Genomic DNA, 17,430 nt, shown 5'->3' with positions numbered 1-17,430 from the left:
GCCGGTACGATCAGCGTATCCGGCCCGCATGACCCTTCGACAGGATATTCCCCAATGAGATTTTCCGCTCTGGCGCTTGCCGCCGCTTCCGTGCTCGCCCTCACCGCTTGCGAAACCAATGACGTCTGGGTCGATGACGGCATTGTTGCCACACCCATCGCCGCCAGCTTCGAAACCGACCCCATGATCGGCACGGGTGACCGCGCCGACGATCCGGCGATCTGGATTAATCCGCAAGATGCTTCGAAAAGCCTGATCCTCGGCACCAACAAGGATGAGGGCCTGCACGTCTACGATCTCTCCGGCAAGGAGACCCAGTTCCTCGATGTCGGCCGCCTCAACAATGTCGATGTGCGCGGCAACCTCGCCGCTGCCTCGAATGACGAATTCAACGCAACGAGCCTCTTCACGATCGATCCGGACACCGGCACCGTCACGCACCTGCGCGATGTGCCGACCGGCAAGGACGAGCCCTATGGCATCTGCATGGGAACGCTCGACGACAATCCGATCGTCATCCCGACCTACAAGGATGGCCTGATCCAGATCTGGACGCTTCGCGGCGAGACGGCTGAGCTTAGCCGCTCCGTCCAGGTCGGCCAGTTCGGCCCGAAGCAACTCGAAGGCTGCGTCGTCGATGATGCCGCTGGCCTCGTCTTCGTCGGCGAGGAAGAGCACGGCATCTGGCGGCTCGACCTGCGCGATCCTGACAGCATGCCGGAAATCGTCGACACGATTGCTGCCGGAAATGGGCTCGTCGCCGATGTCGAAGGCCTGTCGCTCTGGGTCGGCGAAGGCACGTCGGGTTACCTTGTCGCCTCCGCCCAGGCCGCCGACCGCTATGTCATCTATGACCGCGCCGCGCCGCACGCGCCGCGCGGCGTCATCACCATCACCGAAAGCGAAGACGGCAGCGTTGACGCCGTCAGCCATACCGACGGCCTGGATGTCTCCTCTGCCGCCCTTCCGGGCTTTCCGCGCGGCGTGATGATCGTGCAGGACGATGCCAACCCGGTCTCGGAGATCGACCAGAACTTCAAGGTCATCGACTGGGCCGCGGTGGAAGCGGCGCTGGGCCTCGAGCCGTAACCAGGGCGAGGCCGCCTTGCCCTCGCTCCAGCACCATTCTAGCCTCGGGACCAGTTCAATCGGCGAGGCCCCGTGACATGCTCAAGACCCAATTCCTGGCTGCCTGCGTCGCAGTCTTCTGCGTCCTGCCAGCCAGTGCGCATGCTGAACAGCAGGCCGAGCCGGTGAGCGAGACCGACGCCCCGACAGCCGCCCTCTCCCTGACAGACCGCTTCGCCCGTCTCGCGCTTGACTGCGTCCACCGCGAATATCCCAACAAGATCAGTCACGTCCTGCAGTCAGACGAAGATGCCCGCACCCCACGTGAGCTGACCCCCGCCTTCTATGGCTGTTTCGACTGGCACTCCTCGGTCCATGGCCACTGGCTGCTGACCCGCATCCTGACCACCGCGCCGGACAGCACCCTCCGTGATGAAATCCGCGCCGCATTGGCGCAAAGCTTCACCGAAGAAAATCTCGCTGGAGAACTCGCCTATTATCAGGGCGAGGACCGCGCCGCGTTTGAGCGCCCCTATGGCATCGCCTGGTATCTGCAACTCGTCGCCGAACTCGAAGAAAGCGATGACGCGCAGCTTTCCGCATGGCGCGAGTCGCTTCGTCCGCTGGAAGACGAGATCGTTTCGAACACGATGGACTGGCTGCCCAGGCTCTCCTACCCAATCCGGCTCGGCACACACAACCAGTCGGCCTTCGCCTTTGGCCTGATGCTGGATTACGCCCGCACCGTCGGAAATACCGATCTCGAAGCGGCGCTGACCGAGAAGTCCCTCGCCTTTCACCTTGAAGATACCAATTGCCCCATCGGCTATGAGCCGTCGGGCGAAGACTTCCTGTCGCCCTGCCTGATGGAAGCAGACCTGATGCGCCGCATCCTTGAACCAGACGCCTTTTCAGTCTGGCTCAGCGCCTTTCTGCCGGGGCTACCCGAAGATGGCAGCGCCGACTGGCTTGCTCCCGGCATTGTGCTCGATGCACGCGATGGCAAGCTCGTCCACCTCGACGGCGTAAACCTCTCACGCGCCTGGGCACTCGAAGGCATCGCCGCTGGCCTGCCAGTAGATGACCCGCGTCGCGCCGGCCTGCTTGCCGCCGCAGAGATCCACCGCGAGGCCGGCATCGCAGCCGTTTCCGACGAGCACTATTCCGGCAGTCACTGGCTGGCGAGCTTTGCCACCTATTTGCAAACCCGCCGCGGCCTGACAGGCGCAGGCCAGCCTGGCTAACACGTGGACGCAATTTCATTCAGGGCTGACGGGGGGTTAGAGCTTTCATTTGCCGCCCCAGCCTCCTAGATAACAGCAGACAAGACAGTGCATACGGAGGACGACATGCAGGACTATCTCAAATTTTATATCAATGGCGAGTGGGTTGACCCGGTCGAGCCACGCACGCTCGAGGTTGAGAACCCGGCCACAGAAGAGCCGTTTGCACGCATTTCGCTCGGCTCCCATGCCGACGTGGACAAGGCCGTAAAGGCCGCGCAGGACGCGTTTGCCTCTTTCTCGCAGACATCGGTCGAATACCGCGCCGAGCTGCTTGAGAAGATCGCCGCTGGCATTCAGGCCCGTGCAAGCGATATGGCCAAAGCCATTTCCGACGAGATGGGCGCCCCAATGTGGCTTGCCAATGCGGCACAAGTCCCGGCTGGCATGGGTCACTACATGACCGCCGCGAAAATCCTTCGCGAGTACAAGTTTGAAGAGCAGCGCGGCGACACGCGCATCCGTAAGGAGCCGATCGGCGTCTGCGGTTTCATCACCCCATGGAACTGGCCGCAAAACCAGATCGCCTGTAAAGTGGCCCCAGCCATTGCCGCCGGTTGCACCATGGTTCTCAAGCCATCCGAAATCGCACCGCTCGACGCGATGATCGTCGCCGAGATCATGCATGATGCAGGTGTCCCACCTGGCGTCTTCAACCTCGTCAATGGTGACGGCCCGGGTGTCGGCGCCTACATGTCAGGCCACCCAGGCATCGACATGATGAGCTTCACCGGCTCGACCCGCGCAGGCGTTCTCGTCAGCCAGGCAGCAGCCCCGACGGTCAAGCGCGTCGCGCTCGAGCTTGGCGGCAAGTCCCCAAACATCGTCCTGCCGGATGCAGACCTGAAAAAGGCAGTCGGCGGCGGCGTCATGCAGATGATGACCAATACCGGCCAGTCCTGTAACGCGCCTTCCCGCATGCTCGTCCAGCGCGACCAGCAGGAAGAAGCGATTGCGATTGCCAAGGCGACCGCCGAATCCGTCAAGGTCGGCGCCGGTTCAGACGCCCCGAAAGGCGCCATGGGCCCGATCTCCAACGGCAATCAGTGGAACAAGGTCCAGGACCTTATCCAGAAGGGTATCGATGAGGGCGCAACCCTCGTCGCTGGCGGCACAGGCCGTCCAGAAGGCTTCAACAAGGGCTACTTCACCAAGCCAACCGTGTTCGCCAATGTCACCAATGACATGACGATCGCCCGCGAGGAAATCTTCGGCCCTGTGCTTTGCATCCTGCCATACGACACCGAAGAAGATGCCATCCGCATCGCAAATGACACGGTCTATGGCCTGTCCTCCTACGTGCAGTCCGGCGATGCCGGTCACGCCCGCGAGGTCGCCAACCAGATCCGCGCAGGCAATGTGCACGTCAATGGCGCAGGCCCTGACTTCACAGCGCCATTTGGCGGCTACAAGCAGTCGGGTATCGGCCGCGAGTGGGGCGACTTCGGCTTTGAGGAATTCCTCGAAGTGAAAGCCGTCTTCGGCGACGCAAACGCGTAACGACCGACACAAATTCCAATTCCAGAAGGGCGGTGGACTTTCGGGTTCACCGCCCTTCTTTTTTCTTGAGGTCACGCTCAAACAGGCACTTCAAACGCGATGAACCTGCAATGATTGCAGCAGTTTAATGGCAGCGTGAGCAGGCCATCGTTGTCAGACGTTCATCTGATACCGATATAATGAGCAGATTAAACCAAGGGTGAACTTTATGAAGACGAACAAAAAGCTTGTTCCCGCCCTCGCCGCGCTTGCGCTTGTCGGGGCGTGTGCGACTGCCACGCCGTATCAGGCGGCAACGCCATCCAATCGTGGCTATTCCAACCAGCAGATCGAGCAGAACCGGTTTGTCGTGAACTTTTCGGGCAACAGCCTGACAGATCGCCAGACGGTCGAAACCTACATGCTCTACCGTGCGGCCGAACTGACCGTACAAAACGGCTATGATCACTTCCGCGTGGTTCGCCGCACAACTGACGAAGATACCAACTTTGTGCCCGTCGGCGGGACGTACGATCCCTATTACAGCTATTTCAGCCCGCGCTACCGCTTTTACGGCCCGCGCGGTCGTCCGATCGGCTACCCGTACCACTGGCAGCGGTTTGGCTATTCCGACCCGTTCTGGGGCGGCCCAAGCCAGTACCGGGAAGTCAACCGTTTCGAAGCCTCTGCAGAGATCATCATGGGCAAAGGCCCAAAACCAAATGATCCGGCTTATTTCAACGCGGATGAGGTATTGATGAACCTTGCAGGGCAGATTGTCCTGCCAACAAGCTAGGCCGCCGCGCCGAGCCATTCCGCTTTCGGATTTCTATGATAGCCTCCCCTCTTGAGCAGGGGAGGCTTTTTCATGCCGCAGGCAGAACAGGCAGGAAATGAGGCATGAGCCGGAAACGCGGCATACCTCCAAGGCCCGGCCTCTCCTGGCGAACCATCCTTTTCTATGCGGGCGTGCTGGCCGTCGGCATCCTGATCATCCAGTGGATCGAATACCAGAACTTCGCCCGCTCCCGGCCGGGCGAGCTTTCAATAGCTCTGCTCGCCGCGCTTTTCCTCGCGGTTGGCGTCTGGGCCGGCGCACTGCTCTTTCGCAGGCCTTCGGCCGCCGACAGGTCTGATGGCAACCCTGAGGCTCAGGCCGCGCTTGGCATCAGCGCCCGTGAGATGGACGTCCTGGAGCTTCTCGCGACCGGCCTCTCCAACAAGGAGATTGCCCGCAAGCTCAATGTCTCCCCCAATACGGTGAAGACCCACGTCGCGCGGCTTCTGGAGAAGCTCGAGGCCGACCGGCGAACCCAGGCCATCTCGAAGGCTCGCGCCCTCGGCCTTGTCCTATGAGCCTCGTAGAAAGGATGATTTCGCGAAAATCACCCTTTCGGGCGATAGGCAGGCAGGACGTGATCTGCCCAGTTTCCATCATCGAACATGGAAAAGGGGCATCTCAATGCTGAAACGAATTCTACTCGCCGGTCTCGCCGCGGGCCTCATAACAGGCGGCTTTCTCTTCATCTCGATATCGGGCGCAGGCGATAACGTCTTCGAGGGCGATCATGGTAATGCGGCTATCTATGGCTATGCCTCCATGCTGCTCGCGCTCAGCCTGATCTTCGTTGCCGTGAAGCGGCAACGCGACGTCGCACAGGGCGGAGTGATCAAATTCCTTCCCGCCTTCGGCATGGGCCTCGCAATCAGCCTTGTCGCTTCCATCATCTATGCGCTCGGCTGGGAGCTGACGCTCGCGACCACCGGGCTGGACTTTATCGGTCCCTATACAGAGGCTGCGATCCAGTCGGCCCGCGAAAGTGGCATGAGCGGGGATGAGCTTGCCGCCTTCATCGAGAATAAGCGCGGATTTGCCGACATGTATAATGACCCCGTCTACCGCTTCCCGATCACCATGCTGGAGCTGCTCCCGGTCGGTGTACTGGTCTCGCTGGTCTCAGCCGCGCTCCTGCGCAACAGCAACTTTCTGGCTCACCGCCCGACGGGTTGATCGGCGCCAATAAAAGAAAAAGCCCGCCCCGGATCGTCCGAGGCGGGCTTTAATCTTTGAACTTGCGTCTCGCTTAACGCGGGGCCATCCGGATGGCGCCGTCGAGGCGGACGTCTTCACCGTTGAAATAGCCATTGGTGATCATCTGCTCGGCGAGCGAAGCATACTCAGCCGGCTCACCGAGACGGGCCGGGTTCGGCACCGAAGCGGCCAGTGCCTGCTTCACATTATCAGGTGCACCCTGCAGCAGCGGCGTGTTGAAAATGCCTGGCAGGATCGTGTTGACGCGGATCTGCTCACGCGCAAGGTCACGCGCGATTGGCAAGGTCATGCCGACAACACCGCCCTTGGAGGCGGAATAGGCGGCCTGGCCCATCTGGCCATCTTCAGCGGCAACAGACGCGGTGTTCACAATCGCGCCACGCTCGCCGTCAATCGGCTCCAGCGTCATCATGCCGGCGGCAGACTTCGCGATACAGGTGAACGTACCGATGAGGTTGATCTGGATGATCAGATTGAACTTGTCGATCGGGAAGTGGCTGATCTCGCCGGTCTTCTTGTCACGTGAAGCGGTCTTGATCGCATTGCCGGTACCGGCGCAGTTCACAAGGATACGTTCCTGGCCAATCGCGGCGCGTGCCTTTTCAAAGCCGGCATCGACCGATGCTTCGTCCGTCACGTTCACCTTGCAGAAAACGCCGCCCAGCTCTTTCGCCAAAGCTTCGCCTTTTTCTTCGTTAAGATCGAAGAGGGCCACCTTGACGCCCTGAGCAGCAAGTCGTCTTGCGGTCGCGGCGCCGAGGCCGGATGCGCCGCCGGTAATGACGGCACTGATATCGGAACTGAGTTTCATGTCGCTGAGGACCTCCCTTGGAACATTCAATAGAAACATGCGATCTATAGGGTAAGGAGACACCCGCCAATGCGTAACCCAACGGAAATTATCATCGAAAATGGTGAAGATGGGCCACGGAGCCTCCCGCTCGCGCTGAACGAGGATCGAAAGCGGACCGAACGCGGCTTTTTGCCAAAGCTGCTGCGCGTGGCCGGGCGTATCCCTTTCGCCGATGATCTGGCAGCCGCCTACTACGCGGCCATCGATCCTGCGACCCCAAAGAAGACCAAAGCGGTCCTCTTTGCCGCGCTCGGCTATTTCGTTGTGCCAACCGATGCCCTGCCAGACTTTATCGTCGGCTTTGGCTTTACAGATGATGCAACTGTCCTGATGGCGGCCCTCTCCATCGTCGGCAATGAGGTGCGTGAGCGCCATCGCCTCGCGGCCCGCAAGCTGCTGCGCTTGCCGGAACCACCAGCTGAGGACGTCACGCCGTCGGCTTAGCCGATGCCGGGGTCAAAAGAATCTTCAGCCGCTTTGATCTCGCTCGCGCCTGATGGCGAGATTTCGTAGATCGACAGTCGGCGCTGCGTGGTGCCGTCCGGCGTGAAGCGGAAAAGCCCGTTCATCCCGTAAAACCCATCAGGCGCCATCAATTCCTCGCGCTCGATCTTGCCGTCTGCCGCCAGCTGGATCGCCAGCGCCGCCGCGTCGTAGGCCTCAGCGGCGAGCGAGCTTGGGGCGCGTCCATAGATGCGATTGTAACGCGTCGCAAAGGAATTCAGGTCTGATTTCGGCGGCGCCACGAACCAGCTGCCGCGCAGCGAGGGTTCACGGAAGACGCTATCATCATCCCAGTCCGACAGGCCCATCATCTTCGCGCTGCGGCTCATGCCGTAATAGGCAAGCAGCGGGGCGACGCGGCGCAGCTGCGTCCCACGCTCCGGGATGAGCACGGCCACAGGACCACCGGTCTGCTGGGCTGAATTGATCGCCTTTGCGACATAGGTCGCTTCGGAGTTGGGAGAGGTTGTGCTGGTCGGATAGAAGCCAGACGCGGCGACGCGCGCCCCGGCCTTGTTGGCTTCATAGCGCAGCGCCGTCTCGATCCTTGTGCCAAGCGCGCTCTGCGGCCCGAAGAACGCAAACTGTCGATAGCCTTTCGACATTGCATAGTTCACCAGTGCAGCCACTTCCTCCTCAGGCGTGATGGAGGCCAGCCAGGTATTGCCGCCTGCCACATCACGGTCGTTTGAAAATCCGATAATCTGCGTGTCTGCGCCCAGTCCGGCCTTGTTCAAAGCGCTGATATTCGCCCCGAACAATGGACCAAGGAAAATATTTGCGCCTTCTTCGCGTGCCTCTTCGGCAACCTCCAAGGTCGTGCTTTGCGACCCGGACGTATCCTTCGGCAAAAGGAGGAAGTTGTCGCCGCCATGGTCAAACAGCGCCATTTCAATCCCGGCCAGCATGCCTTCGGCTTCGGCGCGCACACCTGAATTAGGGTGGGAGAATGGCAACAGCACGGCTGCACGCACAACCTTGCCTGGCGTCATGAATTCCGGGGTAAAGACACCCGGCTTCTCAGGCTCCAGATTTCCGAAATCCGTCAGGTCCGTGCCATCATGCAGGCTGGACAATTCATCGGATTCGTCCGGGGTCGGGGGCTGTGGGCGCGGATCAACCCGCGTGTTTCCGGTCGAAATCGGCGCCGGCGGTTGATTTCCGCCTGTTGCGCAGCCGGCCATGGCGAGGAATGCTGCGAAAACAAGACTTGGCGCGAGGCCCGCAAAGCGCGATTGTGCCAGAAATGTCATCAAAGAATCCTTCCAAACCGGCGGAGAGTCGCCTCACAGGCGAGACTAGTGCCGGGTCTGGCCGCGCGCAACATGACAAGCCACGCCTGACGCCAGGTTTGCACATTGTCTCAACGCCGATCGGCAATCTCCGCGATATTACCCTTCGCGCGCTCGACACATTGTCTTCTGTCGACGAGGTTCTCGCCGAAGACACACGCGTTGCCCGCAAGCTCATGGATGCTCACGGTATCCGCGCAAAACTGAGCCCCTACCATGACCATAATGGGGCAGAGCGCCGCCCGGATATCCTTGCACGTCTGCAGGAGGGCGCGACGATTGCGCTGATATCGGACGCTGGCACCCCGCTCGTGTCCGATCCGGGCTGGAAACTTGTCCATGAAGCGATCGAAGCCGGTATTCGCGTCGTGCCCGTGCCCGGCGCCTCGGCGCTGCTCGCAGGCCTCGTCGCCTCCGGCCTGCCAAGTGACCGGTTCATGTTCTGCGGCTTTCTGCCGGTAAAGTCCGGCCAGAGAAAGCGCGAGGCAGAGACGTTGAAGTCGGTGCCCGCAACGCTCGCCTTCTATGAAGGCGGCTCAAGGCTCGCGGCCTGCCTGAAAGATCTGGCAGACGTCTTCGGCGCCGAACGCCGCGGCGTGATCGCACGGGAGCTGACGAAATTCTTTGAAGAAACCCGCGCCGGAAGCCTCACAGAGCTCGCGGCCTTCTATGAAGAGAACGGCCCGCCCAAAGGCGAGATCGTCATTCTGGTCGGCCCGCCGCTTCAGCAGGCTGCAGATGCAGAGGACATTGATGCGGCCCTTATTGACGCGATGGCGCGCCTGCCCATGAAAGCCGCCGCCAATGAAGTCGCCGACGCGTTCAACCTCTCCAAAAGAGACCTCTATCAGCGGGCGCTCAGCCTGAAGCGGGATGACTGACGGAAAGATCACACGCCAGAAGGCAGAGACACGTGGCCGCCGCGCCGAACAGCTCGCGGCGCTCTGGCTGCGAGCCAAAGGCTACCGCATTCTCGCGCGCCGGGTGCGCCTGCCGTCTGGAGAGATCGATCTCGTCGCCAGACGCGGGAAAATCATTGCCTTCATTGAAGTCAAAGCCCGCCAGACGCGGCGCGCCGGTGAGACAGCCGTCTCACGTGCGAGCTGGTCGCGGATCAACCGCGCGGCCGAGAGCTGGATGGCGAAGCGCCCGGCCCTCGCGAGCCAGGATTGGCGCTTTGACCTCATCATCATCTGCCCGCGGCGCCTGCCTGTTCACCTTCGCGATCAGTGGCGCCCTGATTTTGCCCCAACCAGGCGCTAAGGCTCATCGCTCCATTCGAGTAATCAACGAGATCAGGTCATGCGCAAATCACTGCTAATCGCCGCCGCCCTTGCCGTAACCACGATGACGGCCGGTTGTGCCACCGTTCAGGACAAGAGCTTTGGTGAGGCGATCGATGACAGTACCGCTTCCAACGAAATCAAGGCGAAGCTCATTCGCGAAGGCGGATATGGTGAAGTCGATGTCGAGGTCGCCGGCGGTCTTGCGCTTCTCTCAGGCCGCGTTTCAACGCCGGAAATGCGCGTGAAGGCCGAGGAAATCGCCTGGAGCTCAACGCGCATCAATGACGTTGCCAATGAGATTCAGATCGAAGGCACGGGCGGTTTTTTTGCCAATGCCTCTGACGAGCTGATCACCGCCCGCGTGCGCTCATCCCTGCTCGCGTCAAAGTCCGTCAAAAGCGTCAATTACAATATCGAGACCTATGACGGCGTCGTTTACCTGATGGGCATCGCCCGGTCGGATGCCGAATTGCAGGAAGCTGCAGAGCGCGCCAGCGTTGTCGGCGGCGTGCGGCAAGTGGTGTCGTATGTTCAGGTCCGCCCACCGGTTGCAGGCAATCGCGGCGCACGTGCAAACCGCGCGACCGACAATGGCGCCAGCAATGACGAATTGCTCGGCGGAACCTATTAGGCCCCGCGCCTAGCGCATCGTCAGCGTCTTGCCGTCCTCGCCGCGAATGGTCAGCGTGCCGCTATCATCGAGCGACATGTCGGATACGCTTTCGAGCAATGCCATGAAGGTTCGCTCCTGCTCCATCAGCGGCCCAACGCAGGCCTTCCGCGTCAGCGCCAGCGGGCCGACATAGAGTGCGCTCTTGTTGACCTTGTAGCTGCCCGTATAGGCATTGCACGAGGCCTGGCCGCTGATCCGCCCGTCAGCATCAAAGCTCACCGTCACGCGTGAGGTGGAGAGCACTGGCGCGCCATCCAGCATCGCGACCATCCATTCCTTGCCGGTGAGATCAGCGATATCGACACGCGCACGTCCGGCCGGCACCAGCTCCACAAGCCCAAAATCCTGCGCGGCGCCATCGGCCTCAAACGTCATCACCGTATCGGTCGTCCACAGCAACTCGCCGCCTTTTGTGCTGACTTTCGCCCGCAGGCTGAACGGCCCCTTGCTCGCATCTTCGCGAAGCGTCACCTCAAACGGGATCGGCACCTGACGACCATTCAGGTCAAAGCTCTGCTCGTCCACTGGCGAGAGCGCCGCATCGGCGGGGCCTGCGGGGAAGACTGAAATTGTCGCAACAGCGTCCTGCGGAAGCGCGATCCGCTGGCGATAGGACAATGAGCCGGAAACAGTCGTCATCTGCATCTCCATCTCAGCAACAGGCGAAGACGTAGACGTCATGTCTTCGGGCGGCTGAACACAGCTGGCAAGGCCAGCAACGCAAAGTGAGGCCAGAAAGGGTCTGAACATTGGGCGGGCCTTCTGCAGCATTGGGTGTAACGGTGATTTGAAGTGTAGGTCGTCTCGTACACTCTTGTATAGCGAGGACGCAAATTGCTCGCATTGCAGTCAGCCGCCCTCATTTTCGGCGCGGCGCTTATCAAAGCGGTGAAACACCCTCATATAGCTGACCAGCAGGAAGAAGGAGCCGATATGAGCTTGCGCATCGCGATCCAGATGGACCCCCTTGAAAGCGTCGACATCAAGGGCGACACCACATTCGCCCTCGCTGAGGAAGCGCAGGCCCGTGGCCACAAGATATGGGTGTATGAGCCAAGGCATCTGAGCTTCGATACTGGCCGCCTGCTCGCCCGCGCCCGCCCGGCAACCGTTCAGCGCGTCAAGGAAACCCCCGGCGTCTTCGGTGAAGAGACGGTGCTGGATCTCGCCAATGATATCGATGTCGTCCTGATGCGTCAGGACCCGCCTTTTGACATGTCCTATATCACCGCCTGCCATCTGCTTGAGCTGCTCAAGGGCCAGACTCTGGTGCTGAACGATCCGGAATTCGTCCGCTCAGGCCCTGAAAAGCTCTTCCCACTCCTTTTCCCCGAGATCATCCCCGACACGCTGATCTCGCGTGATCTGAAAGCCATTCAGGCGTTCCGGGCCAAACACCGCGACATCATCATCAAGCCGCTCTACGGCAATGGCGGGGCTGGCGTCTTCCGCATGCAGGAAGGCGACAGCAACTTCTCTTCCCTGATGGAAATGTTCCTTGAGCGCACGCGTGAGCCGATGATCGCGCAGGCCTTCCTGCCTGCCGTCAGCAATGGCGACAAACGCGTGATCCTCGTCAATGGAGAGGCTGTCGGCGCGATCAATCGTCGTCCGCAAAAGGGTGAGACCCGCTCCAACATGCATGTCGGCGGCACAGCCGAACCGGTGGAACTCACCGAAACAGACATCAAAATCTGTGAGCGGATCGGACCAGAACTGCAGCGCCGGGGCCAGATTTTCGTCGGTATCGACGTGATTGGCGACAAGCTGACAGAGGTAAACGTCACCTCCCCGACCGGTATTCAGGAGCTCAAACGCTTTACAGGCATCGATGCAGCGGCCATCTTCTGGGACTGTGTGCAAGACATGGTTGCCAAGGGCTAAGCGTGCCCACAAACTAGGGGTATGAATATGAAAGCTGTCACATTCGCATCAATGCTCGCCGTGTCGATTATCGGCACCGCCTGTTCGGAAAAAGCCCCCACGGATGACGCGGCCGCTGTCGAAACGACCGTCGTCGAAACGGCTGAAACCGAAGCGCCGCAATTCAATCTGCGTTTCCCGGGCAGCGATGCAGCCCCGGCGACCGAAGCCAGCAGCGGCTTCAATCTGCGCACGCCGGACGTCGCCCCGACCGGACCGGCATTGCGCCTGCCTGAAGGCGCGGTCCGCGAAAACGCCCTGTCGAATATTCCGGAAATCCAGACGCCAATGGTCGATGGGGCAGCCGACGCTGCAGTCGAGATCGATAGCGACCCGGACGAAGACGATATCATCCGTCTCGACTAGGCCATCGCAGACTGAATCACCGGTAGAAATTTGTTCTTTATTTGTTCCAACGCTTATGCTAGGCCTTAGCCAGCAGAAGGGTCGGGCAAATGGTCTGCCGTATCATGACATTCGCGTTCGAGGGCATCGAGGCCAAGCCTGTCGATGTGCAGGTGCAGATCACCTCGGGCAATCCATACTTCACCATTGTCGGCCTGCCGGACAAGGCCGTTGGCGAAAGCCGCGAGCGGGTTCGCGCAGCCTTCGCCGCGATTGGCCTTGCGCTTCCTCCCAAACATATCACCGTCAATCTGGCGCCAGCTGACCTTCCCAAGGAGGGTAGTCATTACGACCTTCCCATCGCGCTCGGTCTTCTCGCCGCCATGGGCGTGGTCGCGCCCGATGCGCTGGATGGGCATGCCGCGATTGGTGAGCTGTCGCTCGATGGCTCACTTGGCAGCACGCTCGGTGTGCTGCCCGCCGCCATGGCTGCGCAGGCGCTCGATCTACGCCTTATCTGCCCTGATATTTGCGGGCCGGAGGCGGCCTGGGCGGGCGAAGGCACGCTGGCCGCGCCCAGCCTCATTGCCATGATCAACCATTTTGCGGGCCGCGCCAGTCTCACCCCGCCTGTCGCCGGAGAGCTTGCCGCGCCGTCTGCCATGGCAGATTTGAGGGATGTCAAAGGACAGGACGGCGCCAAACGCGTTCTGGAGATCGCAGCAGCTGGTGGTCACAACCTTCTTTTCTGCGGGCCGCCCGGCTCAGGCAAATCGATGCTGGCCCAAAGGCTCCCCGGCCTGTTACCGCCTTTATCGGCCACTGAACTCCTTGAAGCCTCACAGATCCAGTCTGTGGCTGGGCTCCTCGAACGCGGTCAGCTTTCGCGCCAGCGCCCGTTTCGCGCCCCCCACCATTCCGCCTCCATGGCCGCGCTCGTTGGCGGCGGCATCAAGGCCCGGCCGGGCGAAGTCTCGCTCGCCCATCACGGCGTGCTTTTTTTGGATGAGTTGCCCGAATTCCCGGCGCAGGTGCTCGATAGCCTACGCCAACCGCTCGAAGACGGCGCCGTCGTCATCTCCCGCGCCAATCGGCATGTGCGCTATCCGGCGCGGTTTCAGCTCGTCGCTGCGATGAACCCGTGTCGCTGCGGCGGCGGTCCGGGCGACAGCGCATGCCGGCGTGGGCCAAACTGCGCCCGAACCTATCAGGCCCGCATCTCAGGCCCGTTCTTTGACCGGATTGACCTCTTCTTCGACACCCCGCCCGTCACCGCCATGGATCTGTCCCTGCCCGCCCCCGCCGAGGGCACCGCTGAAGCAGCCGAACGCGTCAGTGCGGCCCGCGCCATGCAGGCAGCGCGCTATGATGAAGCTGCGCTCAATGGCCGGCGCCGCATCAATGCTGATGCGCCCGCCCGCGACATTGCCGAGATTGCCGCGCCCGATGACAAGGCGTCGGCGCTCCTGGCGGATGCAGCGGCGAAGCTCGCCCTCTCGGCGCGCGCCTATCACCGCGTGCTGAAAGTCGCCCGCACCATCGCAGACCTTGATGGGGTCGACAGTGTCCGCCGTGTTCATGTGGCCGAAGCGTTGAGCTATCGCCGCCGCGCCCCGGATGACCAGCCGGTCGGTCAAAGCGCGCGCCAAAATCTTGCTCATTAGTTAAGGCAAAGCCGCGACTTGGGGGCGGTATGGTTAAATCGATCTCCAAGTTTTTCGCCTATGCCTTAGGCCATGAACGATACGACCGGAAATCTCTCGCCCGAACAGGCTTTCCTGGCCACGACCAGCCATGAAATCCGCACACCGCTTAACGGCATCCTCGGCACAGTGTCCCTTTTGCTGGAAACGCCGCTGGACCCGTCGCAGAAAGAATATGCCGAAGCGATCCGTTCCTCCGGCTCGCGCCTGCTCGATCTTCTGAACAATATTCTCGACTATGCCCGCCTCGACAGCGGCACGAGCGAGATCGAGCTGGAGACCTTCCGCGTCGCAGACCTCGCCCGCGAAGTGACAGAGTTGCTCTCGCCGCGGGCGCATAGCAACGGACTGGACCTCGCCGTCCTCACCCGTCCCGGCATGCCCCCGCGCATCACGGCTGACGCCGGCAAGCTGCGCCAGATCCTGTTCAATCTCGTCGGCAATGCCCTCAAATTCACTGAAACGGGCGGCGTTCTCGTCGATATTTCCTATGCCAGCGGCAATCTTGTCTTCAAGGTCCGCGACACTGGCCCCGGCATCGCGCCCGGTGATCAGGAACGCCTCTTTGAAGCCTTCCGTCAGACCTCTGCAGGCGACGCGCTGAAAGATGGCGGCGTCGGCCTCGGCCTCGCCATCGTCAAACGCCTGTCTGAAGCTATGGGCGGGTTTGCTTCGCTTTGCAGCGACCCTGGCCTCGGCGCCTGCTTTGCGGTGTCTGTGCCGGTCGATTGCCCGCAACCGGCCATGACGCCGTCAGAGGGCAGCCTGCATGGCAAACGCGTTGCCCTGGCCGGTCTACCGCCGTCCACCGCGCTCTCTGCCTGGGGCTCACTTGCCGCCGAAGGCGCTGAAGTCATGCTGGTCGATACCGCCCAGTCGGCCCGTGAGGATCATCCAAATGTGATCCTCGTCGCCGCCGAAATGCCAGAACGCTCCTTGCGCGCGATGACCAAAATTGCGCCTGTGCTTGTCGTCATGCGGCCCGAAGACCGCGGCCTGATGAACCGCTTCCACGATATGGGCGCGTCCGGCTGGCTCACCCGGCCGTTGCGGGACACGTCGCTTGTTGAGCGTGCCTCTCTTGCCATCAAGGGCGACAAGGCCAGCGAGGAAGCGGATCGCGAACCGGCAGGCGGGCGCGTTCTCATCGCCGATGATAATCCGGTGAACACATTGATTGCACGCCGCGCCTTGGAATCGGCTGGCTTCTCGGTCACTGTGACATCAACGGGCCGCGAGGCCATAGACGTTGCAAACAGCATTGACCCGGTCCTGATTTTGATGGACTTGCGAATGCCAATCATGGATGGTTATGACGCTATGAAAGCGCTTCGGAAGGCCGGAAAGACCATGCCCATCATCGCCATCTCTGCTGAGATCAATCCTGAAATCGAGCGCCGCGCCCGCGCGGCCGGGGCCAATGGCGTCGCCGCCAAACCACTGGACGCCGAAGCCCTCCGCCGCCTGGCGACCAACTGGACAGGACGCGAGCAGGGCGCTGCATGAGCGCAGCCGCCGACGGTAAAGACAGAAAAGAAACGCTCGCCACAGCGTTCCGCAAATACATGAAGCCAACCATGGTCTTCATGCTGTTTCTGGGCTTTGCCTCTGGCCTCCCCTTGATGATGGTGTTCTCGAAGCTGTCTTTCTGGCTGCGGGAATCCGGCATCGACCGCGCCTCGATTGGCGGCCTCTATGCCGTCTCTTTTGCCTATTCGCTGAAATTCCTCTGGGCGCCTGCCGTTGACCGGATCGGCATTCCGGTGCTCGGCAAGCTTCTCGGCCAGCGGCGCAGCTGGATGATCCTCGCCATAGCGGGCACATCGATCGGCCTCTTCCTGATTTCTTCATCTGACCCGGCCGTCGCCATCATGCCGACGGTCATCGGCGCCCTGGTTCTCGCCTTTTCCGGCGCAACGCTGGACATTGCCGTCGATGCCTGGCGGATTGAGTCGGCCCCGAATGACGAGCAGGCCAACATGGCCGCCGTCTATAATCTCGGTTACCGCTTCGCGATCATGTTTTCCGGCTTCGGCATGGTCATTGCCGGCTCGACCAGCTGGCATTTCGCCTATGCCCTGATGGCCGTGGTCATGCTGACCATTGGCGCCATCGTCATCATCTTCGTGTCCGAACCGGCACGCACCGAGCGCCTTGTCGAAGAAGGCAAATCCTTCGCCGGAAAGATGCGCGACGCCGTCATCGAACCTTTCTGGCAGCTTGTTCGCAAATTCGGGATCTGGATTTTCCCCGTGGCCGGCATCGTGACCCTTTACCGGATCAGCGATTTCACAATGGGCGTCATGGCGAGCCCCTTCTATGTCGATCTTGGCTACACGCGTGAGACAGTCGGCTGGATCCAGGGCATTCTCGGGCCTTGGCCGATTATCGTTGGTGGATTTGTCGGTGGCTTCGCAGCCGTACGCTATAGCCTCATGCCCGCGCTGATTGCGGGCGGTATCGTGACATTGCTGACCAATGGCGCCTTCGCCGCGCTGGCGATCATGGCAGGCCCAGACCTTGATATCGTCGCCCGCGCGGTCTCCGAAGGCGTGGCACCGCCACCTGGCGCTGAAGTCATTACGCCCAGCGTCTGGGCTTTGATGGGCGTCATCGTTGCCGACAATCTGGCCGCAGGCTTCGTTGGCTCTGTATTCATCGCTTACATGTCATCTCTGGCCGACCGGAAGTTTGCCGCGACGCAGTATGCCCTGCTCAGCTCGGCCTATTCCTTCTTCTGCAAGCTTGTCGCGACGACGACATCAGGCCCACTGTCTGAATCGATCGGCTGGGCAGGCTTTTTCACCGTCACCGCGCTCTACACCTTGCCGCCGATTGCCCTCATTGTCTTTGTCATGAAGTACGGCCCGGACCGGGCGCGCGGCATCCGTATCGACGGCGATGATGATCTGCCAGACGAAAAACCGCCAGCCCCAGAGGGACCGGCGGTTTCCAAGAACTAGAGTTG

At 61.2% G+C, this 17,430-nt stretch carries 18 protein-coding genes; 15 read left to right on the top strand and 3 right to left on the bottom strand.

Annotation, left to right across the window (positions count from 1 at the left end; genetic code table 11):
* Positions 1-54 precede the first annotated feature (54 nt).
* The 6 genes from B8783_RS16590 to B8783_RS16565 all read left to right on the top strand — a co-directional run bounded on the left by B8783_RS16590 (position 55) and on the right by B8783_RS16565 (position 5,841).
* A complete protein-coding gene (locus tag B8783_RS16590; protein WP_084421242.1) occupies positions 55-1,089 on the top strand; it encodes a phytase in 1,035 nt (344 codons plus the stop codon).
* 77 nt (positions 1,090-1,166) lie between these two features.
* On the top strand, positions 1,167-2,312 hold the full coding sequence (locus tag B8783_RS16585; protein ID WP_084421240.1) for a DUF2891 domain-containing protein: 1,146 nt from the start codon (positions 1,167-1,169) through the stop codon (positions 2,310-2,312).
* Between the two features lie 105 nt (positions 2,313-2,417).
* Positions 2,418-3,851 carry an aldehyde dehydrogenase family protein gene (locus B8783_RS16580; protein WP_084421238.1) on the top strand — a complete coding sequence of 478 codons (1,434 nt, stop codon included), beginning with the start codon at positions 2,418-2,420 and terminating at the stop codon, positions 3,849-3,851.
* 208 nt (positions 3,852-4,059) lie between these two features.
* Positions 4,060-4,626 carry a CC0125/CC1285 family lipoprotein gene (locus B8783_RS16575; protein WP_084421236.1) on the top strand — a complete coding sequence of 189 codons (567 nt, stop codon included), beginning with the start codon at positions 4,060-4,062 and terminating at the stop codon, positions 4,624-4,626.
* 104 nt (positions 4,627-4,730) lie between these two features.
* Entirely contained in the window at positions 4,731-5,186 is a 456-nt protein-coding gene (locus tag B8783_RS16570) for a helix-turn-helix transcriptional regulator (RefSeq protein WP_084421235.1), read from the top strand.
* A 106-nt stretch (positions 5,187-5,292) separates the two neighbouring features.
* A complete protein-coding gene (locus B8783_RS16565; RefSeq protein WP_084421233.1) occupies positions 5,293-5,841 on the top strand; it encodes a DUF4199 domain-containing protein in 549 nt (182 codons plus the stop codon).
* A gap of 73 nt (positions 5,842-5,914) precedes the next feature.
* Here the strand turns inward: B8783_RS16565 and B8783_RS16560 are convergent, their stop codons facing one another.
* The gene (locus tag B8783_RS16560; protein ID WP_084421231.1) at positions 5,915-6,694 is read right to left on the bottom strand and encodes an SDR family NAD(P)-dependent oxidoreductase; all 780 of its coding nucleotides are present in this window, start codon (positions 6,692-6,694) and stop codon (positions 5,915-5,917) included.
* 69 nt (positions 6,695-6,763) lie between these two features.
* On the opposite strand from B8783_RS16560, the gene B8783_RS16555 reads away from it, so the two are divergent.
* Positions 6,764-7,180 (top strand): YkvA family protein, encoded by a 417-nt coding sequence (locus B8783_RS16555; protein WP_084421229.1) that lies wholly within the window; start codon positions 6,764-6,766, stop codon positions 7,178-7,180.
* Here the strand turns inward: B8783_RS16555 and B8783_RS16550 are convergent.
* Entirely contained in the window at positions 7,177-8,493 is a 1,317-nt protein-coding gene (locus B8783_RS16550; protein WP_084421228.1) for a penicillin-binding protein activator, read from the bottom strand. The two genes, B8783_RS16555 and B8783_RS16550, sit on opposite strands and share 4 nt — an antisense overlap.
* Between B8783_RS16550 and rsmI the strand changes: the two genes are divergently transcribed.
* Genes rsmI through B8783_RS16535 form a run of 3 tightly spaced genes read left to right on the top strand, consistent with a single transcriptional unit; the run spans position 8,487 to position 10,449 of the window.
* The gene (gene rsmI, locus B8783_RS16545) at positions 8,487-9,413 is read left to right on the top strand and encodes a 16S rRNA (cytidine(1402)-2'-O)-methyltransferase (RefSeq protein ID WP_084421227.1); all 927 of its coding nucleotides are present in this window, start codon (positions 8,487-8,489) and stop codon (positions 9,411-9,413) included. The genes B8783_RS16550 and rsmI overlap by 7 nt on opposite strands.
* Positions 9,406-9,795 (top strand): YraN family protein, encoded by a 390-nt coding sequence (locus tag B8783_RS16540; protein WP_084421226.1) that lies wholly within the window; start codon positions 9,406-9,408, stop codon positions 9,793-9,795. The genes rsmI and B8783_RS16540 overlap by 8 nt, the downstream gene beginning before the upstream one ends.
* A gap of 39 nt (positions 9,796-9,834) precedes the next feature.
* The gene (locus B8783_RS16535; protein ID WP_084421225.1) at positions 9,835-10,449 is read left to right on the top strand and encodes a BON domain-containing protein; all 615 of its coding nucleotides are present in this window, start codon (positions 9,835-9,837) and stop codon (positions 10,447-10,449) included.
* Between the two features lie 9 nt (positions 10,450-10,458).
* Here B8783_RS16535 and B8783_RS16530 read toward each other — a convergent pair whose 3' ends face one another.
* Positions 10,459-11,241: an META domain-containing protein gene (locus B8783_RS16530; RefSeq protein WP_169711830.1), complete on the bottom strand. Its 783-nt coding sequence runs from the start codon at positions 11,239-11,241 to the stop codon at positions 10,459-10,461.
* Between the two features lie 183 nt (positions 11,242-11,424).
* Between B8783_RS16530 and gshB the strand changes: the two genes are divergently transcribed.
* From gshB to B8783_RS16505, 5 genes are all read left to right on the top strand, one after another.
* A complete protein-coding gene (gshB, locus tag B8783_RS16525; protein ID WP_199288163.1) occupies positions 11,425-12,375 on the top strand; it encodes a glutathione synthase in 951 nt (316 codons plus the stop codon).
* Between the two features lie 27 nt (positions 12,376-12,402).
* On the top strand, positions 12,403-12,780 hold the full coding sequence (locus B8783_RS16520) for a hypothetical protein (RefSeq protein WP_139792403.1): 378 nt from the start codon (positions 12,403-12,405) through the stop codon (positions 12,778-12,780).
* Between the two features lie 89 nt (positions 12,781-12,869).
* Entirely contained in the window at positions 12,870-14,423 is a 1,554-nt protein-coding gene (locus tag B8783_RS16515) for a YifB family Mg chelatase-like AAA ATPase (protein ID WP_084421218.1), read from the top strand.
* Between the two features lie 72 nt (positions 14,424-14,495).
* Positions 14,496-15,968 carry an ATP-binding protein gene (locus B8783_RS16510; protein ID WP_084421217.1) on the top strand — a complete coding sequence of 491 codons (1,473 nt, stop codon included), beginning with the start codon at positions 14,496-14,498 and terminating at the stop codon, positions 15,966-15,968.
* The gene (locus B8783_RS16505) at positions 15,965-17,425 is read left to right on the top strand and encodes an AmpG family muropeptide MFS transporter (protein WP_084421215.1); all 1,461 of its coding nucleotides are present in this window, start codon (positions 15,965-15,967) and stop codon (positions 17,423-17,425) included. Before B8783_RS16510 ends, B8783_RS16505 begins: the two co-directional genes overlap by 4 nt.
* The last annotated feature ends 5 nt before the right edge of the window (positions 17,426-17,430 follow it).

It is taken from the genome of Henriciella litoralis (assembly GCF_002088935.1).
Taxonomy (GTDB): domain Bacteria; phylum Pseudomonadota; class Alphaproteobacteria; order Caulobacterales; family Hyphomonadaceae; genus Henriciella; species Henriciella litoralis.
Note: the sequence above shows the minus strand (reverse complement) of the source record. Positions and strands in the feature narration are given on the sequence as shown.

Excerpts from the sequence above, each read along its gene's own strand:
- B8783_RS16530 (WP_169711830.1), bottom strand. The coding sequence starts at position 11,241 with ATGTTCAGACCCTTTCTGGCCTCACTTTGCGTTGCTGGCCTTGCCAGC.
- B8783_RS16585 (WP_084421240.1), top strand. The coding sequence starts at position 1,167 with ATGCTCAAGACCCAATTCCTGGCTGCCTGCGTCGCAGTCTTCTGCGTC.
- B8783_RS16575 (WP_084421236.1), top strand. The coding sequence starts at position 4,060 with ATGAAGACGAACAAAAAGCTTGTTCCCGCCCTCGCCGCGCTTGCGCTT.
- B8783_RS16570 (WP_084421235.1), top strand. The coding sequence starts at position 4,731 with ATGAGCCGGAAACGCGGCATACCTCCAAGGCCCGGCCTCTCCTGGCGA.
- B8783_RS16505 (WP_084421215.1), top strand. The coding sequence starts at position 15,965 with ATGAGCGCAGCCGCCGACGGTAAAGACAGAAAAGAAACGCTCGCCACA.
- B8783_RS16510 (WP_084421217.1), top strand. The coding sequence starts at position 14,496 with ATGAACGATACGACCGGAAATCTCTCGCCCGAACAGGCTTTCCTGGCC.
- B8783_RS16580 (WP_084421238.1), top strand. The coding sequence starts at position 2,418 with ATGCAGGACTATCTCAAATTTTATATCAATGGCGAGTGGGTTGACCCG.
- gshB (WP_199288163.1), top strand. The coding sequence starts at position 11,425 with ATGAGCTTGCGCATCGCGATCCAGATGGACCCCCTTGAAAGCGTCGAC.
- B8783_RS16555 (WP_084421229.1), top strand. The coding sequence starts at position 6,764 with ATGCGTAACCCAACGGAAATTATCATCGAAAATGGTGAAGATGGGCCA.
- B8783_RS16550 (WP_084421228.1), bottom strand. The coding sequence starts at position 8,493 with ATGACATTTCTGGCACAATCGCGCTTTGCGGGCCTCGCGCCAAGTCTT.
- B8783_RS16565 (WP_084421233.1), top strand. The coding sequence starts at position 5,293 with ATGCTGAAACGAATTCTACTCGCCGGTCTCGCCGCGGGCCTCATAACA.
- B8783_RS16590 (WP_084421242.1), top strand. The coding sequence starts at position 55 with ATGAGATTTTCCGCTCTGGCGCTTGCCGCCGCTTCCGTGCTCGCCCTC.
- B8783_RS16515 (WP_084421218.1), top strand. The coding sequence starts at position 12,870 with ATGGTCTGCCGTATCATGACATTCGCGTTCGAGGGCATCGAGGCCAAG.
- B8783_RS16560 (WP_084421231.1), bottom strand. The coding sequence starts at position 6,694 with ATGAAACTCAGTTCCGATATCAGTGCCGTCATTACCGGCGGCGCATCC.
- B8783_RS16535 (WP_084421225.1), top strand. The coding sequence starts at position 9,835 with ATGCGCAAATCACTGCTAATCGCCGCCGCCCTTGCCGTAACCACGATG.
- B8783_RS16540 (WP_084421226.1), top strand. The coding sequence starts at position 9,406 with ATGACTGACGGAAAGATCACACGCCAGAAGGCAGAGACACGTGGCCGC.
- rsmI (WP_084421227.1), top strand. The coding sequence starts at position 8,487 with ATGTCATCAAAGAATCCTTCCAAACCGGCGGAGAGTCGCCTCACAGGC.
- B8783_RS16520 (WP_139792403.1), top strand. The coding sequence starts at position 12,403 with ATGAAAGCTGTCACATTCGCATCAATGCTCGCCGTGTCGATTATCGGC.